The sequence below is a fragment of the Streptomyces geranii genome (assembly GCF_002954775.1).
Classification (GTDB): Bacteria; Actinomycetota; Actinomycetes; order Streptomycetales; family Streptomycetaceae; genus Streptomyces; species Streptomyces geranii.
Window position 1 is genome coordinate 327,293 of record NZ_PJME01000006.1, and the last position, 26,278, is coordinate 353,570.

A 26,278-nucleotide genomic window follows, 5' to 3' on the forward strand; every position below is an offset into this window, starting at 1 on the left:
AAGCCCCCTGCCCTCCCAGCTCAGCCCTCCAGCTCCGCACGCGCCGCCACAAAGGCGTCCACGGCCCGGTTCACGTCCTCGGTGGAGTGCGCGGCCGACAGCTGGACGCGGATCCGGGCCTTGCCCTGCGGCACCACCGGGTACGAGAAGCCGATCACGTACACCCCCCGCTCCAGGAGCAGCTCCGCCAGGCGGCCCGCCTTCGCCGCGTCGCCGATCATCACCGGGGCGATGGCGTGGTCGCCGGGGAGGACGTCGAAGCCCTCTTCGGTCATGCGGCGGCGGAACAGGGCGGTGTTCTCGGCGAGCCGGGTACGCAGGTCGTCCGCCGACTCCAGCAGGTCGAGCACCTTCAGGGAGGCGGCGGCGATCACCGGGGCGAGGGTGTTCGAGAACAGGTACGGGCGGGAGCGCTGGCGCAGCAGGGCGACGATCTCGGCGCGGGCGGCCACGTAGCCCCCGGAGGCGCCGCCCAGCGCCTTGCCCAGCGTGCCGGTGATGATGTCGACGCGGTCCATGACGCCGTGCAGCTCGGGGGTGCCCCGGCCGCCGGGGCCGACGAAGCCGACGGCGTGCGAGTCGTCGACCATGACCATCGCGTCGTAGCGGTCGGCGAGGTCGCAGATCTCGCGGAGGGGGGCCACGTAGCCGTCCATGGAGAACACGCCGTCGGTCACGATCAGTCGGCGACGTGCGTCGGACGCGTCCTTCAACTGCGCTTCCAGGTCGGCGAGGTCGCGGTTGGCGTAGCGGAGGCGGCGGGCCTTGGAGAGGCGGATGCCGTCGATGATGGAGGCGTGGTTGAGGGCGTCGGAGATCACCGCGTCCTCGGCGTCGAGGAGAGTCTCGAAGACGCCTCCGTTGGCGTCGAAGCAGGAGGAGTAGAGGATCGTGTCCTCCTGGCCGAGGAAGGCCGAGAGGCGGGCCTCCAGCTCCTTGTGCACCTCCTGCGTACCGCAGATGAAGCGCACGGAGGCCATGCCGTAGCCCCAGCGGTCGAGTGCCTCGTGGGCGGCGGCCACGACCTCGGGGTGGTCGGCGAGGCCGAGGTAGTTGTTGGCGCAGAAGTTGAGCACCTCGCCGGGGCGTCCGCCCGAGGTGACGGCGACGGTCGCGGACTGCGGGCTGCCGATGACGCGCTCGGGCTTGTGCAGACCGGCGGCGCGGATCTCGTCGAGGGTGGCGCGCAGGTCGTCGCGCACGGAGTCGAACATCTCAAAGCTCCTCAGAATGCAGGTGACTTACCCGGTCTCCAGCAGGTGGTTCACGCGGTCCAGTCCAGGATGACCTTGCCGCCCCGTCCGCTCGCCGCGTCCGCGAAGGCGGCCTCGTGGTCGGCGACGGCGTACCGGCCGGTGATGACCGGGGTGAGGTCCAGGCCGCCCTCCAGCAGGACCGACATCGCGTACCAGGTCTCGAACATCTCCCGGCCGTAGATGCCCTTGACGGTGATCATCGAGGTGACGATCCGGGCCCAGTCGACCGCGAACTCCTCGGCCGGCAGGCCCAGCATGGCTATGCGTCCGCCGTGCGTCATGTTGGCGATCATGTCGCGCATGGCCTCGGGGCGGCCGGACATCTCCAGGCCGATGTCGAAGCCCTCGCGGAGGCCGAGGGTGCGCTGGCCGTCGGCGATGGTCGCGCCGGAGACGTTCAGGGCCAGGCTCGCGCCGATCTTGCGGGCCAGTTCGAGCCGTTCCTCGCTGACGTCGGTCACGACGACGTTCCGGGCGCCCGCGTGCCGGGCCACCGCCGCCGCCATCAGCCCGATCGGACCGGCCCCGGTGATCAGGACGTCCTCGCCGACCAGCGGGAACGACAGCGCGGTGTGCACGGCGTTGCCGAACGGGTCGAAGATCGCCGCCACGTCGAGGTCCACCGGCACCCGGTGCACCCACACATTGGCGGCGGGCAGCACGACGTACTCCGCGAAGGCACCGTCCCGGCCGACGCCGAGCCCGACCGTGGCCCGGCACAGATGACGGCGCCCGGCGAGACAGTTGCGGCACTTTCCGCACACCAGGTGCCCCTCGCCGCTGACCCGGTCGCCGGCACCGATGTCGGCGACATCGCGGCCGGTCCCGACGACCTCGCCGACGAACTCGTGCCCGAGCACCAGCGGCGTACGGATCGTCTGCCGCGCCCAGCCGTCCCAGGCCCGGATGTGCAGGTCGGTGCCGCAGATGCCGGTTCTGAGCACCTTGATCAGTACGTCCCCGGGGCCGACCGCCGGTTCCGGTACGTCCACGAGCCACAGCCCGGGCTCCGCCTTCTCCTTCACGAGCGCCTTCAACGCAACGGCTCCTGTGGGTAGCACCCCGGGGCAGGGCGCACCGAAGGTGCCCGTGGCGGGGAGAGGGGTGAGGCCGGGAACATGGGCCGCGAGAAGAAATCTGCCGTACGGACGACTCCCCGGTCCATCGAGGTTTTCTTAAGCGCCGCCGCAGCTTTCCTTCACGCCGGACGGCGGCCGGCATATCCGCGATGGCCGGATGAGCGACAACGGCGGCACTGGTGTTGATCCGACCGGTACCGGCAGCCGTATCCCTTCTGAGAAACCGCGCGAACTCATATGCGAACGCGCGCACAGGCGAAGCCGACGAAGGAGCCAGGAACCCGACATGCCCGCACCGCACTTGGCGCTCCCGCCCAACGACCGGGTCCTGTCGCTGTTCACCGGCTGGACCCGGGCACACTGGGAGACGCTCGCCGACCGGCAGCTGGAGGCGCTGGCCCCCTACGCGACGCCGGGTCTCGCGCAGTACCGGCTGCCGGGCCGGGGTTCCTCGGCGGGCGTGGTGTCGGACGGGCTCGAAGGTTTCGCGCGGTCATTCCTGCTGGCCTCCTTCCGGATCGCGGGAGCGACGGGCGAGGTGGATTCCCGTCTCGTGGAACGCTACGCGCAGGGTCTGACAACGGGCACGGACCGTGACAGCGGCGAGGCCTGGCCCGAACTCACCGACCGTTCCCAGCCGATGAACGAGGCCGCCTCGATCGCCATCGGGCTGCACGAGACCCGCCCGTGGATCTGGGACCGGCTCGACGTGGACGTCCAGGAGCGGATCGTCGACTGGCTGTGGGGTTTCGTGGGCCGCCGCACCCGCGACGACAGCGGGCGGCTGTGCCAGGTGGTCGCCGAGCAGTTCCTGGCCTCGGTGGGCGCTCCGCACCGCCAGGAGGACATCGACGGCGGCCTCGACCGGCTGGACGACTGGTACGTCGGCGGCGGCTGGTACAGCGACGGGGACGGCCGTACGTTCGACTACTACGTCGGCTGGGCGCTGCACCTGTACCCGCTCCTGTGGTCCCGGATGACGGGCGGCGAGGACGGCGGACGCGGCCGGGTCCTGCGGCGCAGGCTGGCCCAGTTCCTCGCCTCCTACCCGCACTTCTTCGGGGCGGACGGCGCCCCCGTCCACCAGGGGCGCTCCCTGACGTACCGTTTCGCCGCCACCGCTCCCGTCTGGCTGGGCGCCCTGGCCGAGTGCACTCCCCTCGCCCCGGGGCTGACCCGGCGGCTGGCCTCGGGCACGGTGGCGCACTTCGTGGAGCGCGGGGTGCCGGACGAGCGCGGGCTGCAGCCGCTGGGCTGGTACGGCACGTTCCTGCCGGCGACCCAGGCGGACGCGGGGCCCGGTTCGCCGTACTGGTCGAGCATGGCCTTCCTGGGCCTCCTGCTGCCCCCGGAGCACCTGGTGTGGACGGCGCACGAACGCCCGCTGCCCGTCGAGGAGTCCGACCAGTACACGGCGCTCCCGGGGCCGGGCTGGCTGCTGCACGGCACCCGGCACGACGGCCTCGTGCGGCTCGTCAACCACGGCAGCGACCGCAACCCGATGGAGGGACCCGCCGCCGACGATCCGCACTACGCCAAGTTCGGCTACTCGACCGCCACGGCGCCGGAGACGGGCGAGGTGGCCTGGCAGCGGAACGTGGACGGGCACCTGGCGCTGCTCGCGCCCGACGGTACCGCGTCCCGCCGCCGCAGAATCCTTCCGCTGCACTGCTCGGGGAAGGTCGCCGCCTCCCGCTACGAGGCCGAACTCCCCGGTGTGGAGGGGGAGTTCCAGGTCGAGTCGACGAGCGTGCTGCACGGTTCCTGGGAGATCCGTGTGCACCGCGTGCAGGCACCGGCCGAGGCGGCGGTCCGGGAGGGCGGTTACGCGGTGGCCGACACGGCTCTGCCCGAGTCGGAGCGGGGTGACGGCTGGGCCCTGACCCGCAACGGCTCCGGGCTGACCAGCGTGATCGTCGCGCTGCACGGCTGGGACGAGGTCTCGGGCGTGGCCCGCGAGGTCGACGCGAACGCCTTCGGCCCGCACTCGGCGACGCCGTATCTCCGGCGCGCGGCCGAGTCCCCGGGCGCGAGCAGGCTGTTCGTGTCCCTGGTCGCGCTGACCCGGGACGCCGTACATCCGCAGGCCCTGCGCGAGGCGGTGTCGTGCGCGGTGACGGAGGAGGGCCGCGCCCTGATCATGTTCCCGGACGGCGAGACGGTCTCCGTATGACGCGGCAGTCCTGGTCGGTACGGTGCGCAGGCCCCACCCGGGACGACGACGTGGAAGTCCCGCTTCGGGAAAGGACCTACCCGGGGGCGAGCTGCCCGGCCAGCTCCGCCGCCATCGCCTTGATGGTCTCCAGGCCCGCCCTTCCCCAGGGGCGCGGTTCGAGGTCGGCGGCGCACACCGTGCCCAGCGCCATGCCCGAGGCGTCCATGAGCGGTGCGCCCAGATACGAGCGGATGCCGAACTCGTCGACGACCGGGTTGCCCGCGAAGCGCGGATAGTCGCGGACGTCCTCCAGGACGAGCGCCTTGCGCCGGACCACGACATGCGGGCAGAACCCGTGGTCGCGCGGCAGCCGGCGGCCCACGCGCGGCTTGACGTCGTCGGGGTCGGCGCCACCCGTACCGGTGTCGGCCGGGACATGCAGCCCGGCGAAGAACTGCCGCTCCTCGCCGATGAAGTTGACCATCGCGTAGGGCGCCCCGACCAGCTCCGCGAGACGGTCCGCGAAGGCGTCCAGGGCGGGCTCGGGCCGGTCCCCGAGGCCGAGCCCGCGCAGTCGGCGCACGCGCGCGGGTGCGTCCTTGTCGTCGGGGGTCAGCAGCAGACGACCGGCCGGGCGTGGCGGGTCGTAGCTCATGGGCGGGCTCCCTCGCTGTGGGCGCTCGGCGCGGGCGCGGGCGCGTGGGCGAGCAGATGCCGTACGAGGACGAGCAGGGTCTGCACGCCCGAGCTGGAGATCCGGGCGTCGCAGCGCACGATCGGGATGTCGGGGTCGAGATCGATGGCGGCGCGCACCTCCTCGGGGTCGTAGCGGTACGAGCCGTCGAACTCGTTGATCGCCACGATGAAGCCGAGGCCGCGCTGTTCGAAGAAGTCGACGGCCGCGAAGCAGTCCTCCAGGCGCCGGGTGTCGGCGAGGATCACCGCGCCGAGCGCACCTTCGGACAGCTCGTCCCACATGAACCAGAACCTCTCCTGTCCGGGCGTACCGAACAGGTAGAGGACGTGTTCCGGGTCCAGGGTGATGCGGCCGAAGTCCATCGCCACGGTGGTCTCGACCTTGTTCTCGATGCCTTCGAGACTGTCGGTCGAGGCGCTCACCGTGGTGAGCAGTTCCTCCGTGCTGAGCGGCGCGATCTCGCTCACCGCGCCGACGAGGGTCGTCTTGCCGACTCCGAACCCTCCCGCCACCAGGATCTTCAACGCGGTGGGGAAGGGATCAGAGCTGTCGTCGTAGTCCATCGAGCACTGCCTCCAGAAGAGACCGGTCAGTGGGGTTGTGGTAGAACTCGGGCGGTTTGGTCGTGAGGGCCCCGCAGTCGACGAGGTCGGACAGCAGCACCTTGGTGACCGCCGCCGGCAGCTTCAGCTGGGCGGCCACCTCGGCGACCGAGACGGGCACCCGGCACAGGTCGATCGCCTGGGCGTGTTCGGGGCCGAGGTAGCCGAGCGGGGTGTTGCCGGTGGCCATCACCTGGGACATGAGGTCGAGGGCGGTGGTCGGCCGGGTCCGGCCGTTGCTGACGGTGTAGGGGCGCACGAGCCGTCCGGCCGCGTCGTCGAGCCAGGGCCCGTCGCCGGCCGCCGTCACGCTCAAGGCCTCATCGCCGAGGGTTCGGCGGACTGCCGGGGCGCGGTCATCAGATACGGGCGGACGCTCTTGACCAGCATCGCCATCTCGTAGCCGAGGACCGCGGCATCGGCCTCGCGGCCGGCCAGGACGGCGAGACAGGTGCCGGAGCCCGCGGTGGTGACGAACAGCAGGGTCGAGTCGAGTTCGACGACGACCTGCCGTACCTCACCGCCGTCGCCGAAGCGGACGCCCGCGCTGCGTCCGAGGGAGTAGAGACCGGAGGCCAGGGCGGCCATGTGGTCGGCGCTGTCCGGGTCGAGTCCGTGCACGGACTTCACGAGTCCGTCGCAGGACAGGAGTACCGCGCTGGTGGTGTGCGGTACGCGCTGGACGAGGCCGCTCATCAGCCAGTCGAGATCGGATACATGGCCGGTGGGCACGTCGCTCGCCATGGTGGATCGACTCCTTGGGGTACGAAGGTCTGCGGGAGCGGTGGGGGTGGGTGCTGGGTTGGCCCGGTGGGGGCTGGAACAGTGGGGGGTGGTCATCCGGCCGGTGCGCTCCCGTCGTGCCGGGCGGTGAGGTCCAGGTCGTGTCCGGGCGCGCGCAGCCGGTGCGCCTCGGCTATCCGGGACGTGTCCATGGCGGGTGCGTCGCCGGTGGGCGGCGCGGGGATGTCCGGTCCGGCGGGCCGCGCGGAGACCCGCTCCATGGACAGCGGCTCCAGGGGTACGACATCTGGTGCAGCGGTGTGCGAGGGCTCCGCGTAGGTGGCCTCCGGGAACGTGGTCCCCGGGTACGCCGGTTCGGTGTAAGAGGGCTCCGCGTACGTGGGTTCCGTGTACGAGGGTTCCGTGTACGTCGGTTCCGCGGGCGCCGGTGGCCTGATGGGCGTCGCCGGGCGGGCCTGGTCCCCGTACTGCGCCGCGTACTCGCGCTCCATCGCCGCGATGGCCGGGTCGGTGTAGCCCGGCTCCAGCTGGCGGGCCTCGGCGAGTCCGATGCCGCGCTGGAAGGCGGCCATGAGGCCGGGGTCGTGTCCGACGGGTTCGCTCTCCGGACGGGGGGCCGCCGGGCCGCCGCGGAGCTGGGGCACGATGTGTTCCTGGGCGCGGCGGCGCGGCAGTTGGGGCTTGCCCATGGTGCCGCGCACGGTGCCGGTGCGGGGGCCGGTCGACGCGGCCACGTTCTCCGCGACGGTCCGCCGGTCGCCGGGGCGGATGCCGGGCATGGCCTCCGCGGGGTTGGGCCGCTCACGGTGACTCCCGCGTACGGGGAGCGGTGCGGGACCCTGGCCATGGGGCGCCGGTGCGGCGGGCCGGGCCGCCTCCGGGCGCCGGTGCGTCGAACCGCCGTCCGGTGCTGCGGGCGCCGACGGCCGGCCCTCGTGGCCCGCGGCCGAGGGCCGCTGCCGGGGCGGCTCGGCCACGCGCCGCATGCCGCCGGTGTCCTGGACGGGGGGCTGGGCCGGTTCCTGGGGCCGGGGCTGCGGGAGGGCCGCTGTCCCGCCCGGTGCCGTGTCCGTGCCCAGCAGCCCCTGCGGGACGACGAGTACGGCCTGTACGCCGCCGTAGATGTTGCTCTGGAGCCGGACGTGGATGCCGTGACGGCGGGCGAGCTGGGAGACCACGAAGAGTCCGATGCGGCCGTCCTGGAGGAGGCTGGCGACGTTGACCTGGTCGGGGTCGGTGAGCAGCGTGTTCATCTTGTGCTGCTCGCCCACGGGCATGCCGAGGCCGCGGTCCTCGACCTCGATGGCCAGCCCCGAGGTGACGAGGTTGGCGCGCAGCAGTACCTGGGTGTGCGGGGCGGAGAACACGGTGGCGTTCTCGACGAGTTCGGCGAGCAGGTGGATGACGTCGGCGACGGCGTGCCCGCGCAGGGTGCCGTCGATCGGGGGCACGAGCTTGACCCGCGAGTACTGCTCGACCTCGGCGATGGCCGAGCGGAGCACCTCCGTCATGGAGACCGGGTTGCTCCACTGGCGGCGGGAGACGGCGCCGCCGAGCACGGCGAGGTTCTCGGCGTGGCGCCGGATGCGGGTGGCGAGGTGGTCGACGTGGAAGAGGCCCTTGAGGAGGTCCGGGTCCTCGATCTCGTGTTCCAGCTCGTCGAGGATGGAGATCTCGCGGTGCACGAGCGACTGGAGGCGCCGGGCGAGGTTGACGAAGACCTCGACCTTCTGTTCGCTGCCCGCCTGGCTGGAGAGCTGCGAGGCCTGGACGACGGCGGTCAGGGCGCCGTCGTGGGCCCGGGCGAGGTCGGCGCCGAGGAGTTCGAAGTCGTCGGCGTCGTCCGCGGGCACCCCGCGCGTCCGGCGGGCCGGCGGTGCGTCGCCGCGCCGCAGCGTCTCGACGAGGGCGCGCAGGTCGGCCTCGCCCCGGGCGCTGGTGCGGCGCAGGGCGCCGAGGCGTTCGTGCACGGATCTCGCGGTGCGGTCGGCGGCCACCAGGGCGATCACTACGCCCCCGGCGGCGACGACGGCAGCCCCGGCGAGGACGGCGAACAGGGTGAGGGTGGGCCGGACCCCGCCGGAGCGGACGAGGAAGAGGAGGGCGGCGCAGGCGCTGAGGGCGACGGCGAGCGGCGGCAGCACGGCGAGCCGCATGAGCTGCGGCCGTATATGGGTCTCGGGCAGCGAGGGGACGGTACGCGCGACCGGCCGACCGTGCCGTCCGCCCTCACGGCGGTCTGCGCGCGGGGCCGGTGCTCGGAGGTGAGACATCTTCGTCCTCGTACTGGTGCGTCGGGACCTGGGGATCGCGCGTCGAGAGCCGAAGAACCAAAGAAACCAGCCCTGTGTCGCCCGACGGCCACTCACAGTAGTCGGCAACGCAATATGTGCGGTGGGCAGTTGACAAACTCCCCCACGAAGAGTCCCGCTCTGGTATGAGGCCTCGCACGGCAGACCGATAAGCACCTCGGACACACGTTCCCCTGCCCCGGTGAATCGATCAGGGCTGGTCAGAACCGGTCACGAACAGACGACGAGGGCCGGGGAGTCAGTTGCTCCCCGGCCCTCGCCGTCCGTACTACTGTCCGACTGTCGTCCGTTCTCGCCCCTCGCGGTCAGCCCGCGGACACCGCCTTGGCCTCCCCGCTGCCGTCAGCGGCAGACCCCTGAATGTCACCGGGCGTGTCGGTCCGGGTGTCCTCCACATCAGCCGTACGAGTGACATCGGCCGCGTCGAGCGCCGGCCAGCCGCCCTCCGGGGTCAGGGCCACGCCCCGCCACCAGGGCTCCGCGGGGACGGTCTCCGCCGTGGGCTCGAAGGGCTCCCCCGGGTGCGGCAGCGCGATCCGCGCGCCTGCGGCCCGGGCGGCCTCGATCGTGCCCTCGCCGGGGTCCGACCACGCGTGCGCCGCCAGGTTGAAGGTCGCCCAGTGGATCGGCAGCATCACCCCGCCGGGCGTCCCGCCCTGGAGGTCGAGGTGGGCGCGCATGCCCTCCTCCGGGGTCATGTGGATGTCCGGCCAGAACTCGCTGTAGGCGCCGATCTGGATCATCGTGGCGTCGAACGGGCCGTGGGCCGCGCCGATGTCCTTGAAGCCCTCGAAGTACCCGGTGTCGCCGCTGTGGTAGACGCGGTGCTCGGCGCCCTCGACGACCCAGGACGCCCACAGGGTGTGCTGGGTGTTGCGCAGGCCCCGGCCGCAGAAGTGGCGGGCCGGGGTGGCGGTCAGGGTGAGGCCGCCGACCTTCGTCGACTCGTGCCAGTCCAGTTCGCGCAGCCGGTCGGCGGAGACGCCCCAGCGTTCCAGGTGGGCGCCGACCCCGAGAGGCACCGCGAACAGGGTGTCCGTGCCGGCCAGCTCCTTGATGGTGGGCATGTCCAGGTGGTCGTAGTGGTCGTGCGAGATGACGACGACGTCGACCGGGCCGAGCGCGGCCAGCGGCAGGGGCACCGGGTGCAGCCGCTTGGGCCCGGCGAAGGCGAACGGCGAGCAGCGCTCGCCCCAGACGGGGTCGAAGAGCACCCGCTGTCCGTCGATCTCGGCGAGCACGCTGGAGTGGCCCATCCAGGTCAGCCGCAGCCCGGTGACGGGGGGCTTGGCGAGGTCCGCGAGGGTCGTGGCGTGCACCGGCACCGTGCCGGACGGGGCGCGGCGGACCCGGTCCTCCTTGCGCAGGGAGGACTTCGCGAACTCGAGCATGGCGCCGTCGGGCCGCGGGGTGCCCGGCGGGTTCTGGAAGATCCCGTTCGCGAAGTGCGGCGATCTGCGGATCCGCGCCAGGCGCTCCCCACTCGGGTCCGCGCCGAAGGCCGCGGGCCGCAGGGCGCGCAGCCGCGAGCTCGGAGAGGGGAATCCGGTCACGGTACCTCCAGGTGGAGTCGGTCAGACATTCCATTATGGGCGCCCCCTGCGACACTCCGGCGTCGTGCGGGTGTCGGCGGGGTCATTCCAAGGAAAGTCCAACGTTCCGGACGGCCGATCGATTCCGGGGCGACGGAGAGCGACCGCACGGACACCTGGGGTGCGGGCGACGGACAGGACGCCCGGGAACAAGGGCGCACCGCGGCACACAACTGAACGGCGAGTCAGTATATTGCCCGCATGGCAACCCCTCAGGGCGCTCCCCTGCTCTCCCTCACCTGGACCGACCACGTCACCGGCCGCCAGGGCTTCCTCGTCGTGGACCGCCTGGTACGGGGCGTCTCCAGCGGCGGTCTGCGGATGCGCCCGGGCTGCACTCTCGACGAGGTCGCCGGACTGGCCCGAGGCATGACCATGAAGGAGGCCCTGCACTACAACCCGGAGGGCCGCTACATCCCCCTGGGCGGCGCCAAGGGCGGCGTCGACTGCGACCCCCGGGACCCGGGCTCGTACGACCTGCTGGTGCGCTACCTGCGCGCGATGCGGCCGTACGTGGAGAGCTTCTGGACCACGGGCGAGGACCTGGGGCTCACCCAGGACCTGGTCGACCGGGCGGCGGCCGAGGCCGGGCTCGTGTCGTCGATCCAGGCCGTCTACCCGCTGCTGGACGACGAGACGGAGGCCCGCGCGCGGCTCGCCGACGCGTTCGCGGTCGAGGTGGACGGCATCGGGCTCGACGAACTGGTCGGCGGCTGCGGGGTCGCCGAGTCCGTGCTCGCGGCGCTCGACCGGGCCTCGGTGCCGTACGCCGGGACCCGGGTCGCCGTCCAGGGGCTCGGCACGATGGGCGGGGCCACGGCGCGCTTCCTCACGCGCGCGGGACTCACGGTGGTGGCCGTCTCCGACATCAAGGGCACGATCGCCAACCCGGCCGGCCTCGACGTCGAGGCGCTGCTCGCGGCCCGCGACTCGTACGGGACCGTGGACCGCGCGGTGCTGCGCCCCGAGGACCGCGAACTGCCGGGCGAGGACTGGCTGTCCGTGGCGGCGGAGGTGCTGGTGCCGGCGGCCGTCTCGTACGCCGTCGACACCGGGAACCAGGAGCGGATCACCGCGCGTTGGATCGTCGAGGCCGCCAACATGCCCGTACTCCCGGAGGCCGAGGAGTTGCTCGCCGCGCGCGGGATCGTCGTACTGCCCGATGTGGTCGTCAACTCCGGGACGAACGCCTGGTGGTGGTGGACGCTGTTCGGGGACATCGGGGCGGACGCGGAGGAGGCGTTCGCGTACACGAGGCGCTCGATGCGGGCCCTGATCGAGCAGGTGCTCGCGCGCGCGGAGGCCGACGGGACGACCGCGCGGGCGGCGGCGCACGCGATCGTCGAGGACCGGCTGCCGGTGATCGCGGAGCGGTTCGGGTGGTACCGGTGAGGGGTTGAGGGGGTGACTGGGTGGGGATTTGCAGGCATTGACGGACCTGCCCCGACATCGTGGCCGGTGACGGATTACTGTGGCCGCGTGGCAAGGGTGCGGTTGAGCGTGGGCGAGCGGCGCGAGGAGTTGCTGCGGGCCGCCATCGAGCAGATCGAGGTACGGGGCGTGGCGGCGGTCAGGATCGCCGACGTGGCCGCCGTCCTCGGGGTGAGCAACGCACTGGTGCTGTACCACTTCTCGACCAAGGAGAAGCTGGTCGCCGCCGCGTTCCGGTACGCCGCCGAGGCGGACCTCACCCACCTCGCCAAGCTCCTCGGACGCCGCTCCCCGGCGCTACGCCGACTGCGGTCCGCGGTGCGCTGGTACGCGCCGACCGGTCAGGCCAAGGGCTGGCGGCTGTGGATCGAGGGCTGGGCGGTGTCCCTGCGCGACCCGGCGCTGCGGGAGGTCGCCGGGGACCTGGACCGGCGCTGGAAGGCCGCGATCACCGAGGTCATCGCGGAGGGTGTCGCCGCCGGCGAGTTCGAGTGCCCCGACCCGACGGGCACGGCGATGCGACTCACCGCGCTGCTGGACGGGTTGGCGGTCCAGGTGACGGCGTACGAAGGGGTTTCGCGTGCGCGGGCCGAGCAGTGGGTGGACGCTGCGCTGGCTGGGGAACTGGGGCTTGAGCGGGCGGCGTTGACGTCCGGTAGGTAGGCCGGTGTGGCCGCCGGACCTGGGGGCTGCCGCCCCCAGACCCCCGCTTCGGCCCTGAAGGGGCCTCGTCCTCAAGCGCCGGACGGGCTGGATGGTGCCGACCGGCGCTCAAAAGTACTCACGCGACCCACTCGATCCGGCTCTTGATGTCGTCCGGCGACAGACTCCCCTTCGCCGTCACATGATCGCCCGACGACTCCCCCCGCAACCGCCGCCCGATCCACGGCACCAGATACTCCCGCGCCCAGTGGACGTCGTCGCGGCGGATCTCCAAAGTCCCCCGGGGCGGCAGCACCGGCCAGGGCTGGTCAGGGTCGGCCGGGATCTCCAGGCCGAGGACCTGGCCCGCGCGCAGTGCCACGCGTGTGTGCCCCTCGGGTGAGAGGTGCAGCCGGTCGCCGTCCCAGGCGCGGCGGTCCTGGATGGTCTTCAGGGACCACAGGTCGAGCACCGGACAGCCGTAGCGGTCGGCGATGGCCCGGATATGGCCGTTGTACGTCGCGATCTTGCCGCGCATGTGCTTCAGCACCGGGACGTTGCGGGTGTCGAAGCCCGTCGTCACCATCACCTGGCCGACCGCCGACGTGAGGTCGACGACCGCCCGCTCGAAGCGTTCGGCGAGTTCGTCCGGGTCGCTGCCGGGCCGGATCACGTCGTTGCCGCCCGCGCAGAAGGAGACCAGGTCCGGCGCCTGTTCCCTGGCCTGCGGAAGCTGCTCGGCCACGATCTGGTCGAGCAGCCTCCCGCGTACCGCGAGGTTGGTGTAGTCGAAGTCGCCCTCCGGGCGCCGGTCCGCGAGCAGTACCGCGAACCGGTCGGCCCAGCCGACGAACGCCCCGTCGGGGCCGGGGTCGCCGACGCCTTCGGTGAAGCTGTCCCCCACCGCCACGTACGACCCGATCACTGCTCTACTGCCATTCTTCGAATCGTCTGCCACATCGGTCCATGATTCACCTTCCGATGTGAGCTACGCGACCGTAGGAAGGGGTTGACTCGCGGTGAGATAAGCCACTCGTCAAGTGTTGGTCAACCCGGAATAATGGGAAGACGCAGCTCACGGACGCTGAAGTCGGTGATCCGGAAGTGACTCCAGGTCGTCCGGAAGGCGAAGTGCCCACTCGTGTACGGCTCCGGGTCGCTGTAGTCGAAGACGAGCCGCCCGTTGTTCCACCAGCGGACCGTCGAACCGGCCGAGACGATCCGCACCCGGTGGGGCTTGTTCGGGACGAGCAGCGGCTCGGTGTAGTCGTAGATCAGCGGGCGTACGCCGGCCTCGCCGACGTAACGGCGCAGCCTGGTCGTGGTGTTGGTGTTGGCGCCGTAGCCGACGTAGTAGGTCTTGAGGTAGTCGTACTCGGCGAGGGCGCCGCCCCGAGGGGTGGCGAAGAGGTCGTCCGGGGAGCGGACGTCGAGGGCGTTCCAGAAGTTGTTCAGGTCGGAGACGCGGTCGTTGACCCCGCCCGCCGCGACCGGCATCGCCGTGTACTCGATGACGTACGGGCCCTGCAGCCGGCGCTTGAACCAGATGGTCGCGCCGCTCGGCACGTCCACCTCCAGCACTCCCCGGGCCGCCGTGACGGTGCCGCCGTCCTGGAGTTCGACGGCCCACTGGCCGAGACCGCGCCGGAAGTCGTCGCGCGCTATCAGGCGTCCGTGCCGGCCTGCGTGCGCACTGGCGCTCGCGGCCGGGGCGAGCGCGGTGATGGCCGCGCCGGCCGCCAGTGCTCCGAAGGCTCTGCGGGTGGTCGTCACGAGGCAACTCCCTTGGTGGTCGTGATCGAGGGCTTCGGCACCCGACGGGTCTCGGTGCCGAGGTAGTAGTCCGTGTACGTCGACTGGAGGTAGCCGCGCACGGTCCAGCCGAGGCGGTACGCGGGGTTCTGCGCGAGCGTGTAGACGCGCGTCGCCGTCGGCTCGGTGGTGGTGTAGAGGCGCAGTGCGGTGTGGTCGGCGGTCTCGGCGAGGATCTCCTCGCGCCAGTCGCCGATCAGGTCGCCGTAGAAAGGGGTTGCGTTGCGCGGGCCCGACACCACTCCGGTCGGCTCGAAGATCCGCGTGCTCGTCTCCGTCGCCGGGTTCCACTTCTCCACGTGCGTGAAGTCGAGGAGTTCGGCCGCCTTGTCGCCGTCCCACCAGATACGGAAGTTGACGCTCGGGGTGGTCGTGGAGACCTTGCCGTCCTGGACGTTGCGTACGCCCGCGCCGGGGGCGGTGACATCGGCGGTGGAGGTCCAGTACTCGTAGCCGGGGTGGCCGGGGTCGATGTCGGCGGCGTTGCCCCGGCCGACGTCGATGTCCGTGTCGTTCTCCCAGCTCGCCGGGTGCTGCCCGGTCACCAGACGCTCACCGGTGTCGGCGTCGTAGTAGTACCAGGGGAAGTTCGGTACGACGCCCAACTCGGCCTGCTGGATGGCGAATCCCTCCAGGCCCGGGCGGTCGGGGTCGAGGTCGGCGATGTCGAAGCGGTCGCCGTGTCCGGCGCCGTCGACAACATAGCGGAGGGTGCCGTCGCTGTTGACCACGTAGTTGCCGTCGGCGATCTCGTCGCGGCCGTCCTGGTCGACGTCGACCGTGCGGATCTGGTGGAAACTGGTCGCGCCGCTCGCCGCCGGGACCGCGTACTTCCAACGCCCGGTCAGCTCGCGGCCGTTGAAGTCCCAGGTCTGGATGAGAATGCGGAACGCGCCTCGCCTGGCGCCGACCCGGGTGACCAACTTCGTGACGAGGCTGGGGTGTTCGCCGTCGAGGTAGGCGATGCCGAAGTGTCCGCCGGACGGGCCGTCGGCGACCAGGTCGTCGGGCACCGGCTGACGGGTGCGTTCTGTTCCCGTGGCGCCGTCGATCACCGAGACGAACTGGTTGGCGGGCGAGTCGGCGGTGACCTTCGAACCGTCCGCGAAGGTGGTGCCGTCGGCCGTGTGCACCAGCACCTCGGCCCTGCCGTCGCTGTCGAGGTCGTACACCGTGACGTTGTCGTCGTTGCGGTAGCCGCCGATGGCCGTGGAACCGCTGATCGCCGCCGGGGCAGGGTCGTTGGCGCCGTTTCCGCCCACCTGGGCGTAGGAGCCGGGACCCAGGTCGACCCGCCACAGGCGCTCACCCGTGAGCGTGTACGCCTCCAACAGGTCGGGCCTGTCACGGGTTTGGGAGAGTCGACTGACGACGAGTTCGTACCGTCCATCACCGTCGAGGTCGCCGGGCCAGGCATGCTGCACGCTGTAGCCGTCGGCCGCGGCGAGGGGGATCTCCGCGTAGCCCTTGTCGAACGTCAGCGCCGAACTCGGCCGCGACTCCCGCCCGTTGACGACCGCCCGGACGCTGTAGGTGCCCGCGCCCCGGCTGTTGTCCTGGTACGTCGTGGACTTGGTCACCGGCACCGCGTTGAGGCGGCGTCCGCCCTTGTACACGTTGAAGGCGACGGCGTTTCCATGGCGGGCGTACTCGGTGCCGAGCAGCCGCCAGCTGAGGAAGGTGCCCTTGCCGGACGGCACGGCGACCAGGCCTCGGTCGAGGTTCTCCACCACCCGGCGCGGGGACCCGGCCGCGTCCGCGTGTCCGGCGGGCGCGGAGAGCACCCCGGCCGTCAGGATCGCGGCGACGACGGCACCGGTTCTTCGGCGTCGACTTCGGCTTCGGCTGAGCTGCACAGGTCCTCCGTAGACAGTCGCAGAGAGTAGAAAGCGCTTGCGAGACAACGGAGTTCACTGTGCCCCTCACCTTCTCGCCCTGTCGACGCTCCGGGCACACGCGCCACAAGACTGCAATGCGATGATCATGAAAGCGTCAAAGGCCGGACCCGATCGCCGGGTCCGGCCTTTGACGGTTGTTCTCGTGGGGTGTCCGCGTCAGCCGACGGAGACGCCCTTCGAGCGGAGGTACGCGACCGGGTCCACGTCGGAGCCGTAGTCCGGGGTGGTGCGGATCTCGAAGTGCAGGTGCGGTCCGGTCACATTGCCGGTGGCACCCGAGAAGCCGACCTGCTGCCCCTCGGTCACGGTCTGGCCGGCCGAGACGGAGAGCTGCGAGAGGTGCGCGTACTGGGCGTAGTAGCCGTCGGCGAGCTTGATGACGACCTGGTTGCCGTACGCCCCGCCCCAGCCCGCGGAGACGACCGTGCCGGCGCCGACGGCCTTGAGCGAGGTGCCGGTCGGGACGACGAAGTCGACGCCCGTGTGGTAACCGCTGGACCACATGCTGCCCGCCACGTGGTAGGCGGTGCCGATGGTGGCACCGGCCACGGGGAGGGTGAAGCCACCGGAGTTGCTGGAGCCGCTGGTGTCGGCGGCCTCGGTCGTCGTCGAGGTGTCCGTCGCGCTCTCGGTGGCCGGCTTGGCCGTCTCCGTCCGGGTCGACTTCGAGGAGGAGGACGAGGACGACGAGGACTTCGCCGAGGACGAGGAGGACTCCGAGGTCGAGGCCGCCTTCTTGCCGATCGTCAGCTTCAGACCGGGGTGGATCAGGCTCGGGTCGGAGCCGATGGCGGTCCGGTTGTCCGAGTAGAGCTTCTGCCAGCCACCGCTGACGCTCTGCTCCTGGGCGATCTTCGAGAGGTAGTCACCGGCCTGGACCGAGTAGGTCCTGACGGCCGCCTTCTTGGCGGCGGAAGGCGCGGACGCGGCGGCCTTTTCCGGCTGCGCGGAAACGGAGTCCGCGGTTACGGACTTCGCCGAATCCGGAAGCGAGGAAACGGACTGGGCGGTGGACTCCGCCGTGGCCGCGTGGGCGCCGGTGGCTCCCAGCAGCGGAAGGGCGAGAGCCGCCCCGCCGGTTCCGGCGGCGGCTATCGAGCGGGTGAAACGCTGGGACTTCGGACGGCGGTGCTTACCCTTCGCGGGCATGGCGAATTCCTCTCCGTCGCCTGCGAGGTGAGCTGTCGGGTGCGGACTGGAGATGTCCGGTCACGCCTGAACGTGACTTAACCCCAAGCCTGTTCCAGAGACCGGAACAGGCGTTCTACCTGTGGGTCCCCCGCTCCTGCCGTTGTCGGGTGTTCGATGCGGGCTCCGGGCGGCGGCAGGATTGGGCGTCCGTCCGGATTGGTGGCGAACGTAAGCGACCAAGACGCACGGAAACAAGCCTGAGGTTCCCTGTGTACGGGTTTTCTGTGATCCTCCCCAGAATTCCCCGTCACTGTCCGTGAATTACGGATCTTTCCGCCCCACGAAGTCCCTTAAAACACGCCGAAATTACGTGGACATGTCGGCGACACACGGTCACGGATATGACGCTGCTCACTCGCCCGATTCACAGCAACCCTTATTCCCAGGCGAGTTGGAACGAAGGCGCCATAGACGCCATAACGGGCAGGAGGATCAGATGCGACGCAGGCGGAAAATTGCCGCATCGAGGTCACCCTTGAGCCCGGTCCGCAGCCCGTGATGCAACAGCACGGCGCCCCGGTGAACTTCGCCCGTTTCGCGGCATTCGTACGTCGCCGACGGGTCGAGTCCGCGCAGCCGCAGGGCCGGGAGCGGCTCACCGTGGTGCTGCGCCTGGAGCCAGGCGAAGACGACGGCGTCGTCGCCGTGCACGTACTGCACCGCGCTCAGCCCGCCGGTCGGCCGCCGCAGCCGGTAGAGGTCACCGCGCTGCACCACGGGCCGGATCTCCTTGTACAGCGCCACCCACTCCCCCGCCTCGGCCAGCTCCTCCTCGGTCCACGTGGTGAGGTCGCCGCCGACGCCGAGCACCCCGGCCATCGCGCTCACGAACCGGAACCGCAGCGAACTGACCCGCCCGTTGAGCTGGGCGTTCGGGCTGTCGGTGACCCAGGCGGCCATGACCCGCGCGGGATGGAGCCGGCTGAACCCCTCCTGGATGGCGAGCCGGTCCAGCGGGTCGGTGTTGTCGGAGGTCCACACCTGGTCCGTACGGGCGAGGACCCCGAGGTCGATCCGCCCGCCACCGCCCGAGCAGGACTCGAAGGCGACGCCCGGGTGGGCGGCGCGCAGCCGGTCCAGCAGGGCGTACAGCCCGTGCACGTGGTCGACCCACAGTCGCTGCGGATAGTCCTCGCCGGGCCAGCCCGCGTCGGTGAAGCAGCGGTTGAAGTCCCACTTCACATAGTCGATCGGCGCGCTGGAGAGCAGCCCGTCGAGCTGCTCCCACAGATACTGCCGGACGTCTTCACGCGCGAGGTTCAGTACGAGCTGATTGCGGAACTCCGTCCTCTTTCGTCCCGGTTGGAACTGCACCCAGTCGGGGTGTGCCCGGTACAGATCGCTGTCCGGGTTGACCATCTCGGGCTCGACCCAGATGCCGAACTGCATCCCCAGCGCGTGCACGTACTCGGCGAGCGGCTTCAGCCCCGCCGGGAAGCGGTCCGGGTTGGGCGTCCAGTCGCCGAGGCCGGCCCGGTCGCTGGTGCGGGCCCCGAACCAGCCGTCGTCCACGACGAACAGCTCGACGCCGATCGCGGCTGCCCGCCGGGCCAGCGTGCCCTGCTGCTCCTCGGAGATGTCGAACTCCGTGGCCTCCCAGGAGTTGTAGAGCACGGGCCGGTCCCGGTCGGCGTCCGGGACGACGAACGCGCGCTGGTACGCGTGCCACGCCCGGCTCGCCCCACCGTGCCCGGAGTCGCTCCACAGCCCCGCGAAGACGGGCGTGACGAAGGACTCCCCGGCCGACAGCCGCAGCAGCCCGGAGTCGTCGTATCCGGCCCCGCCGGTGATCTGCACGCGCGCGTCCGGCAGTTGCGCGACGGCGATCCGCCAGGACCCGGACCAGCCGAGCGCGCACGCGTACACCTCGCCGCGCTCCTCGGTCGCGTCGGTGTCGAGCGCCACCCAGGGCAGATGCTGATGCCCGGTGTGCCCGCGCCGACTGCCGATGACCTTCTCACCGTAGGTGAGGTCGGTGGTCACGAGGCGGGACTCGGCGGCCCAGCGTCCGTGGAGCTGGGACAGGCGCCAGCCGTCGCGGTCGGGGAGCGTCCAGGTGGCGGAGTCGGCGCGGAGCAGCTCCAGGGGCGCGGTTCCGTCGGGTGCGTCATTGGTGAGGCTCACCCAGCGCTCGACGACGTCATGGCGCATCCGGTAGTGGAGCGTGACGGCCAGCCCGGTGTCCCGGAACCGCAGCCGGAGTTCGTCGCCCTCCGCCTCGTACGCCTCGAACCGCCATTCGGTGCCCCGGCGCTCGTCGGTCCGCACGGACAGGGCGGGCCGTACGAAACGGGGGCCACCCTCGACCGGGTACTCCTCGCGGCCGTCGAGCGGGGACTCGAAGGGCCAGTAGTCAGGCAGCGGACGGACGGCCAGTGCCTCGGCGTCGGCGAGGGCGATCCGCGGACCCCAGTGCAGATGCAGCAGTTCGTCGTCCTCGGTGAGATGGACGGCGTAACTGCTCGTGGGCCCCGAGAGAAGCCACGTACGACCGGTTCCGGCGATTTCCAGCATCATGTCCCCACAGATCCGAACAGGCACGCCCAAGTCTCAACATCATCAGCGCCAGAGCCCTTGACGGCAACGCCTGTGGATAACTCCTTGGCCTACGCAGCCATGTCGTATCGTCGAAGCGCGCCCGTCGACGAGCAGCGTCCGCGGGGCGGTGTGGGAGGGAGCCCTCGTGACGCAGCAGGTCCCGTCGACCGAGCCCGAGCTGGGTGGCGTACGTAACTTCCGTGACGTGGGCGGACTGCCGACCGTGGACGGACGGCGGGTGGCGCCCGGACGGCTGTTCCGCAGTGGTCATCTCGCCCATGCGACCGACGAGGACGCGGCGTTCCTCGGCTCGCTCGGGCTGCACACGATCTTCGACTTCCGCAACGCGGCGGACATCCGGCTGGAGGGGAACGACGTCGAGCTGCCGGGGGTGCGCAACCTGAACCTCCCGCTGTCCGACCCGGCGCACGGCGCGGAGTTCTGGAAGATGGTCCGGGACGGCGACCTCGACGAACTGCGCGGCCTCCTCGCCGACGGCAAGGGCGAGCAGCGGATGATCAACTCCTACCGCGAGATCATGCGCGACCGCACGGCCGAGCACTCCCGGATGTTGCACGCGCTGGCCGAGGACAGCGTCCCGGCCCTGATGCACTGCGCGGCCGGCAAGGACCGCGCGGGCCTGTCCATCGCGGTGACGCTGCTGGCCGTCGGGGTGGAGCGCGACGCGATCGTGGCCGACTACATGGAGTCGAACGCGCAGCACCGCCGCTACCGGGTCCGGCGCACCGCCTCCGACGCCCAGGCCTACAGCCCCGAGGTCCTGGAGCTGCTCAACCCGCTCTTCGGCACCCGGCCCGAGTATCTGACGGCGGCGCTGGCGACGGTCGAGGAGACCTGGGGCGGCGTCGACAACTATCTGACAGAGGGGCTGGGTGTCGGTCCGGAGACCCGGGAGCGGCTGCGGGAGCGGCTTCTCGACTGAGCCCGCCGTCGCCCCTGCGGGCTACTGGTTCGCGCCCACCTCGAACAAGAGGTAGATGAAGGCCGCGAAGACATGTCCGACCGCGATGTAGATGAGCAGCCGTACCCACAGGGCCCGGGGGAACTTCTCTTCCATGTCCGTCATGGCGTGACTCCAGGGGTCGGGCCGAGGCAGAGCCCCGCGGTGGGGCTCTGCAGCAGGGTGTGGACGAAGAGCAGGTCGGTGCCGTCGCGACCGTCGGCGGCGAGGCGGTGCGGGGTCAGCGAGTCGAAGTGGGCGCTATCCCCGGGCGCGAGCACGTGCGCGGTGTCGCCGAGACGCAGGCGCAGCCGCCCCTTGAGGACGTACAGCCACTCCTCACCGGGGTGGACGCGCACGATGTCGCCCTGTGCCCCGTAGGGCACATGGACGCGCAGGGCCTGCATCCCGCGCCCGGACGAACCGGCCTGCCAGTACGACCAGCCACCGGCGGCCGTCGGCTCCATGTCACCGGCGCGCACGACGGCGTCCCGGTCGGCGACCGTCTCACCGAGCAGTTCGGAGACCGTCGTACCGTAGATACGGGCGAGCCCGAGCAGCATCGGCAGCGAAGGCTGGCGTTGCCCGGTCTCCAGGCGGGAGAGGTGGGCGGGCGACAGCCCGGCGGACCTGGCCGCGGCCTCCAGGGTGAGGGAGGCCCGGCGGCGCAGCGCGCGGAGCTGCGGAGCGACGACGGGCAGGTCTTCGACCGGCCCTGACTCCTCGGGAAGGCTCATGCCTCCATTCAGCCGCAGCATTGCCTCTGAGGCAAATCTCTTGCCTCAGAGGCAAAAATTCCAGGCCTCCTGCTCTCCCCGTCCTACCTGTTCGCCACCGCCTGCTTGACCAGTGTCTTCCCGAAGTCCCACATCAGTCCGCTCCCCCCGTGCGCGTCGTCCATCACGGCGGTGAAGGCGTCCACGAACCGGTCCACCTCCCGCTCCCCGACGACCAGCGGCGGAATCAGCTTGATCACCTCCAGGTGATCGCCGGAGACCTGGGTCAGGATCCGGTGCCGTTGCAGCAGCGGTACGACGACCATCTGGGCGAAGAGCCCCTTGCGGGCGGCCTGGAGCATGGTCCAACGGCTGCGCAGCTTCAGCGACTTGGGCTTCCCGAACTCGATGCCGATCATCAGGCCCCGGCCGCGTACGTCGGCCAGCAGTTCGTACTTGTCGACCAGCGCCGCCAGTCTGGTCCTCAACTGGTCCCCGGTGGCCCGGGCGTTGGCGACGATCTGCTCGTTCTCCATGACCGACAGCACGGCGAGGCCCGCCGCCATGGCCTGGGCGTTGCCGCCGAAGCTCGCCGAGTGCACGAGGACCCGGTCGATCGACGAGTAGACCTTCTTGAAGATCCACTCCTTGCCGAGCGTGGCGCCCACCGGCACATACCCGCCGGAGAGCGCCTTCGCCACGCACACCAGGTCGGGCTCGACGCCCTCCTCGTGCTGGTAGGCGTAGAAGTCCCCGGTCCGCCCGAGGCCGGTCTGCACCTCGTCCGCGATGAGCAGCGCCTTGTGCCTGTGCAGCAACTCCCGGGCGGCGCGCAGATATCCGGGCGGTGCCTCGTGGACGCCCTTGCCCTGGATCGGCTCGACGATCAGGGCGGCGACGTCGCCCTTCTTCAACTCCCGTGCCAGGGCGTCGAGATCACCGAGCGGTACGGCGGTGTCGGGCAGCAGCGGGGCGAAGCCGTCCCGGAAGCCGTCCTCGCCGTTCACCGACAGGGAGCCGGTGGTCAGGCCGTGGAAGGCGTGCGAGCAGTACAGGACGCGCGGCTTCCCGGTGGCGTACCGGGCGAACTTGAGCGCGGTCTCCACGGCCTCCGTACCGCTGTTGCCGAAGAACACCCGGTCCAGATGCGGACTGTGGGCGAGGAGCCGCTCCGCCAGCAGTCCGGGCAGCGGCTGGCAGTCGAAGCGGGTGAGGTCGGCGAGCTGGGCGTCGAGGACGTCGTGCAGCGCCTTGCGGACCACGGGGTGATGGCGGCCGAGGCCCATCACCCCGAACCCGGCGAGCATGTCGAGGTAGTCGTCGCCGTCCGCGTCCCAGAAGTACGCGCCCTCGGCCCGCTCGTAGACCTTGTCGAAGCCGATGGTGTGCAGCATGCGCGGGAGCTGGTGGTTGAGGTGCTTGGTGTGCAGCTCGTAGCGCTCGGCGCCGCGCTCGGCCAGCAGCGCGCCGAGGTCGAACTCCCCCGACGGGGAACCGGGTTCAGCGGTCGTCATTCCTGTTTCTCCTCGGCTTTCTCCTTGGCCTTCCCCTGGGGCGGCTCTTCCTTGGCCAGCTCGGCCTTGACGGCCAGCCCCGCGCTGATCCGCCCCGCGATCTCGACGGGCGTGAGGCCGATGTCGGCGAGCACCTCGCCGCGCTTGGCGTGCGCGAGGAACTGCTCCGGGATCCCGAACCGCCTTACGGGCACATCGACATCGGCGTCACCGAGGGCGAGCGCGACCGCCGCGCCGACGCCGGACGCCCGGCTGTTGTCCTCGACGACGGCCACCATCCGGTGCGAGGCGGCCAACCCCGGCAGCGCGGGATCGACGGGCTTGACCCAACGCGGGTCCACGACCGTGCAGTTGATGCCGCGCGCCTCCAGCAGCTCGGCGGCCTGGAGACACACCGGCGCCATCACCCCTACGGCCACCAGGAGCACGTCGGCGGCCTCCTCGGACCGGTGCAGGACATGCATGCCGCCCACATGGCCGACCGCCTCGATCGCCGGCCCCACCGACTCCTTGGGGAACCGGATGAGGGTGGGCGCGTCGTCCACGGCCACCGCCTCCCGCAGCTGGGCGCGGAGTTGGTCGGCGTCGCGGGGTGCGGCGATCCGCAGCCCGGGCACGACCTGGAGGATGGACAGGTCCCACATGCCATTGTGTGACGCTCCGTCAACTCCCGTGACACCGGCGCGGTCCAGCACGAAGGTCACCCCGCACCGGTGCAGCGCGATGTCCATCAGCAACTGGTCGAAGGCACGGTTGAGGAAGGTGGCGTACACGGCGACGACCGGATGCAGCCCCCCTGTCGCCAGTCCGGCCGCCGACACGGCCGCGTGCTGCTCGGCGATCCCGACGTCCCAGACCCGGTCGGGGAAGCGCTCGGCGAACTTGCCGAGCCCCACCGGATGCAGCATGGCCGCCGTGATCGCGACGACGTCCTCCCGCTCCTCCCCGATCCGCACGATCTCGTCGCCGAACACCGAGGTCCAGGAAGGGCCATTGGAGGGCGCAAGCGGCTCGCAGGTGAGCGGGTCCATCACACCGACGGTGTGGAAGTGGTCCTCCTCGTGCGAGCGCGCGGGCTCGTAGCCGCGCCCCTTCTCGGTCAGACAGTGGATGAGCACGGGCCCGTGGAAACGTTTCGCGCGCCGCAGCGCGGACTCCACGGCCCCGATGTCGTGACCGTCGATCGGGCCCACGTACTTCAGCCCCAGGTCCTCGAACATGCCCTGCGGCGCGAACGCGTCCTTGAACCCCTTCTTCGCGCCGTGCAGGGACTCGTAGATGGTGTTGCCGATGACGGGCGTGCGCAGCAGCACGTCCTTGCCCCAGGCCAGCACCTGCTCGTAGCTGTCCGTCGTCCGCAGCGTCGCCAGGTGGTTGGCGAGGCCGCCGATGGTCGGCGAGTAGGAGCGTTCGTTGTCGTTGACGACGATGATCAGGGGCCGGTCCTTGGCCGCCGCGATGTTGTTGAGCGCCTCCCAGGCCATCCCGCCGGTGAGCGCGCCGTCGCCGATCACCGCGACGACATGCCCCTTCTCGCCCTGCACGTCACGGGCCTTGGCGAGCCCGTCCGCCCAGCCGAGCGCCGTGGAGGCGTGGCTGTTCTCGATGACGTCGTGCTCGGACTCCTCCCGCGAGGGATAGCCGGACAGGCCTCCCTTGCCGCGCAGCTTCGAGAAGTCCTGACGCCCTGTCAGGAGTTTGTGTACGTAGCTCTGGTGGCCGGTGTCCCACAGGATGCGGTCGACCGGCGACTCGAAGACCCGGTGGAGCGCGATGGAGAGTTCCACCACCCCCAGATTGGGCCCGAGGTGGCCGCCGGTCCTGGCGACCGCGTGCACCAGGAACTCCCGTATCTCGTCGGACAGTTCACCGAGTTCCGCCTCGGACAGCGCCTTCAGGTCGCGTGGTCCCCGGATGTTCTCCAGAATCGTCACGCTCGGGCCCCCTCTTCTTCCGTACTCGTCAGCCCGTGCTGCTGCTCAGCTCACGGTGACCGCCGGTTCCCCCGACGCGACGCCGTCCTGCTCCATCTGTTCGGCGATCTTCATCGCCTCCTCGATCAGGGTCTCCACGATCTTCGACTCGGGCACGGTCTTGATGACCTCGCCCTTCACGAAGATCTGCCCTTTTCCGTTGCCGGAGGCGACCCCGAGGTCTGCCTCCCGCGCCTCGCCGGGGCCGTTGACGACGCACCCCATGACGGCGACGCGCAACGGCACTTCCATGCCCTCCAACCCGGCCGTGACCTGGTCGGCGAGCTTGTACACGTCGACCTGGGCCCGCCCGCAGGACGGACAGGACACGATCTCCAGCCGACGTTGCCGCAGGTTCAGCGACTCCAGGATCTGGATGCCGACCTTGACCTCCTCGGCGGGCGGCGCGGACAGCGAGACCCGGATGGTGTCGCCGATGCCCTCGCTGAGCAACGCCCCGAAGGCGACAGCCGACTTGATGGTCCCCTGGAAGGCGGGACCGGCCTCGGTGACTCCCAAGTGCAGCGGGTAGTCGCACTGTTCGGCGAGCTGCCGGTAGGCGTTGACCATGATCACCGGGTCGTTGTGCTTGACGGAGATCTTGATGTCCCGGAACCCGTGCTCCTCGAACAGCGACGCCTCCCACAGCGCCGACTCCACGAGCGCCTCCGGCGTCGCCTTGCCGTACTTCTGGAGCAACCGCCGGTCCAGCGAACCGGCGTTGACCCCGATCCGGATCGGCGTGCCGTGGTCGTTCGCGGCCCGCGCGATCTCCCGCACCTTGTCGTCGAACTGCTTGATGTTGCCGGGATTGACGCGAACGGCCGCACAGCCGGCCTCGATCGCGGCGAACACGTACTTCGGCTGGAAGTGGATGTCGGCGATCACCGGGATCTGCGACTTGCGCGCGATCGTCGCCAGGGCGTCCGCGTCGTCCTGCGTAGGGCAGGCGACGCGGACGATCTGGCAGCCGGACGCGGTGAGTTCGGCGATCTGCTGGAGCGTGGCGCCGATGTCGGACGTACGCGTCGTCGTCATCGACTGCACCGACACCGGGGCCCCGCCCCCGACCGCCACCGGTCCGACCTCGATCCGCCGGGAGACCCGGCGTTCGGCGATCGGACGGACCGGTACCTCGGGAACGCCCAAGGAGATGGCGGTCACG

General features: G+C 70.9%; 22 protein-coding genes and 1 riboswitch. Of the genes, 4 read left to right on the forward strand and 18 right to left on the reverse strand.

The genetic code is table 11. The features are described 5' to 3' along the window. Positions 1-20: 20 nt before the first annotated feature. Together CW359_RS12085 and tdh are read right to left on the reverse strand one after the other, a co-directional pair. Positions 21-1,214 carry a glycine C-acetyltransferase gene (locus CW359_RS12085; RefSeq protein ID WP_105969863.1) on the reverse strand — a complete coding sequence of 398 codons (1,194 nt, stop codon included), beginning with the start codon at positions 1,212-1,214 and terminating at the stop codon, positions 21-23. A gap of 50 nt (positions 1,215-1,264) precedes the next feature. Beyond that, positions 1,265-2,293 carry an L-threonine 3-dehydrogenase gene (tdh, locus tag CW359_RS12090; RefSeq protein ID WP_105969864.1) on the reverse strand — a complete coding sequence of 343 codons (1,029 nt, stop codon included), beginning with the start codon at positions 2,291-2,293 and terminating at the stop codon, positions 1,265-1,267. 328 nt (positions 2,294-2,621) lie between these two features. Here tdh and CW359_RS12095 point away from each other — a divergent pair, with 328 nt between their 5' ends. Beyond that, positions 2,622-4,508 (forward strand): DUF2264 domain-containing protein, encoded by a 1,887-nt coding sequence (locus tag CW359_RS12095; protein ID WP_105969865.1) that lies wholly within the window; start codon positions 2,622-2,624, stop codon positions 4,506-4,508. 76 nt (positions 4,509-4,584) lie between these two features. On the opposite strand, the gene CW359_RS12100 is transcribed toward CW359_RS12095, so the two are convergent. The 6 genes from CW359_RS12100 to CW359_RS12125 form a co-directional block, all read right to left on the reverse strand. Continuing rightward, positions 4,585-5,145, reverse strand: a complete 561-nt coding sequence (locus tag CW359_RS12100) for a GAF domain-containing protein (protein ID WP_105969866.1) — start codon at positions 5,143-5,145, stop codon at positions 4,585-4,587. After that, positions 5,142-5,750: a GTP-binding protein gene (locus CW359_RS12105; protein WP_105969867.1), complete on the reverse strand. Its 609-nt coding sequence runs from the start codon at positions 5,748-5,750 to the stop codon at positions 5,142-5,144. Before CW359_RS12105 ends, CW359_RS12100 begins: the two co-directional genes overlap by 4 nt. Next, positions 5,728-6,099, reverse strand: coding sequence for a DUF742 domain-containing protein (locus CW359_RS12110; RefSeq protein ID WP_105969868.1), 372 nt, complete (start codon positions 6,097-6,099; stop codon positions 5,728-5,730). The genes CW359_RS12105 and CW359_RS12110 overlap by 23 nt, the downstream gene beginning before the upstream one ends. 2 nt (positions 6,100-6,101) lie before the next feature. Further along, positions 6,102-6,533 carry a roadblock/LC7 domain-containing protein gene (locus tag CW359_RS12115; RefSeq protein ID WP_105969869.1) on the reverse strand — a complete coding sequence of 144 codons (432 nt, stop codon included), beginning with the start codon at positions 6,531-6,533 and terminating at the stop codon, positions 6,102-6,104. A gap of 92 nt (positions 6,534-6,625) precedes the next feature. After that, positions 6,626-8,806, reverse strand: coding sequence for a sensor histidine kinase (locus CW359_RS12120; protein ID WP_105969870.1), 2,181 nt, complete (start codon positions 8,804-8,806; stop codon positions 6,626-6,628). Positions 8,807-9,150: 344 nt separating this feature from the next. Beyond that, the gene (locus CW359_RS12125; RefSeq protein WP_105969871.1) at positions 9,151-10,398 is read right to left on the reverse strand and encodes an MBL fold metallo-hydrolase; all 1,248 of its coding nucleotides are present in this window, start codon (positions 10,396-10,398) and stop codon (positions 9,151-9,153) included. Between the two features lie 240 nt (positions 10,399-10,638). Here CW359_RS12125 and CW359_RS12130 point away from each other — a divergent pair, with 240 nt between their 5' ends. Together CW359_RS12130 and CW359_RS12135 are read left to right on the forward strand one after the other, a co-directional pair. Next, the gene (locus CW359_RS12130; protein WP_105969872.1) at positions 10,639-11,829 is read left to right on the forward strand and encodes a glutamate dehydrogenase; all 1,191 of its coding nucleotides are present in this window, start codon (positions 10,639-10,641) and stop codon (positions 11,827-11,829) included. 87 nt (positions 11,830-11,916) lie between these two features. Beyond that, positions 11,917-12,531, forward strand: coding sequence for a TetR/AcrR family transcriptional regulator (locus tag CW359_RS12135; RefSeq protein ID WP_198655187.1), 615 nt, complete (start codon positions 11,917-11,919; stop codon positions 12,529-12,531). 118 nt (positions 12,532-12,649) lie between these two features. Here CW359_RS12135 and CW359_RS12140 read toward each other — a convergent pair whose 3' ends face one another. The 5 genes from CW359_RS12140 to CW359_RS12160 form a co-directional block, all read right to left on the reverse strand. Next, positions 12,650-13,435, reverse strand: a complete 786-nt coding sequence (locus CW359_RS12140) for an SGNH/GDSL hydrolase family protein (protein WP_105969874.1) — start codon at positions 13,433-13,435, stop codon at positions 12,650-12,652. 122 nt (positions 13,436-13,557) lie between these two features. Next, positions 13,558-14,283 carry a DUF6250 domain-containing protein gene (locus CW359_RS12145; protein WP_105969875.1) on the reverse strand — a complete coding sequence of 242 codons (726 nt, stop codon included), beginning with the start codon at positions 14,281-14,283 and terminating at the stop codon, positions 13,558-13,560. Then, the gene (locus CW359_RS12150; protein WP_157968526.1) at positions 14,280-16,178 is read right to left on the reverse strand and encodes a rhamnogalacturonan lyase family protein; all 1,899 of its coding nucleotides are present in this window, start codon (positions 16,176-16,178) and stop codon (positions 14,280-14,282) included. The genes CW359_RS12145 and CW359_RS12150 overlap by 4 nt, the downstream gene beginning before the upstream one ends. Before the next feature lie 198 nt (positions 16,179-16,376). Further along, positions 16,377-17,369 (reverse strand): M23 family metallopeptidase, encoded by a 993-nt coding sequence (locus tag CW359_RS12155; RefSeq protein ID WP_105969876.1) that lies wholly within the window; start codon positions 17,367-17,369, stop codon positions 16,377-16,379. 2 nt (positions 17,370-17,371) lie between these two features. After that, a riboswitch (cyclic di-AMP (ydaO/yuaA leader) is annotated at positions 17,372-17,531 on the reverse strand. A gap of 312 nt (positions 17,532-17,843) precedes the next feature. Beyond that, the gene (locus tag CW359_RS12160) at positions 17,844-19,925 is read right to left on the reverse strand and encodes an alpha-galactosidase (protein ID WP_105969941.1); all 2,082 of its coding nucleotides are present in this window, start codon (positions 19,923-19,925) and stop codon (positions 17,844-17,846) included. A 169-nt stretch (positions 19,926-20,094) separates the two neighbouring features. Here CW359_RS12160 and CW359_RS12165 point away from each other — a divergent pair, with 169 nt between their 5' ends. Next, on the forward strand, positions 20,095-20,892 hold the full coding sequence (locus CW359_RS12165; RefSeq protein WP_105969877.1) for a tyrosine-protein phosphatase: 798 nt from the start codon (positions 20,095-20,097) through the stop codon (positions 20,890-20,892). Between the two features lie 21 nt (positions 20,893-20,913). On the opposite strand, the gene CW359_RS12170 is transcribed toward CW359_RS12165, so the two are convergent. The 5 genes from CW359_RS12170 to ispG all read right to left on the reverse strand — a co-directional run bounded on the left by CW359_RS12170 (position 20,914) and on the right by ispG (position 26,277). Next, complete coding sequence (locus CW359_RS12170; RefSeq protein ID WP_105969878.1) at positions 20,914-21,036, reverse strand: DUF6126 family protein; 123 nt, start codon at positions 21,034-21,036, stop codon at positions 20,914-20,916. Beyond that, positions 21,033-21,647, reverse strand: coding sequence for a helix-turn-helix domain-containing protein (locus tag CW359_RS12175; RefSeq protein ID WP_105969879.1), 615 nt, complete (start codon positions 21,645-21,647; stop codon positions 21,033-21,035). The genes CW359_RS12170 and CW359_RS12175 overlap by 4 nt, the downstream gene beginning before the upstream one ends. 83 nt (positions 21,648-21,730) lie before the next feature. Continuing rightward, complete coding sequence (locus tag CW359_RS12180; RefSeq protein ID WP_105969880.1) at positions 21,731-23,140, reverse strand: aspartate aminotransferase family protein; 1,410 nt, start codon at positions 23,138-23,140, stop codon at positions 21,731-21,733. Next, positions 23,137-25,074: a 1-deoxy-D-xylulose-5-phosphate synthase gene (dxs, locus tag CW359_RS12185; protein WP_105969881.1), complete on the reverse strand. Its 1,938-nt coding sequence runs from the start codon at positions 25,072-25,074 to the stop codon at positions 23,137-23,139. The genes CW359_RS12180 and dxs overlap by 4 nt, the downstream gene beginning before the upstream one ends. Positions 25,075-25,119: 45 nt before the next feature. After that, entirely contained in the window at positions 25,120-26,277 is a 1,158-nt protein-coding gene (gene ispG, locus CW359_RS12190; protein WP_105969882.1) for a flavodoxin-dependent (E)-4-hydroxy-3-methylbut-2-enyl-diphosphate synthase, read from the reverse strand. Position 26,278 lies beyond the last annotated feature (1 nt).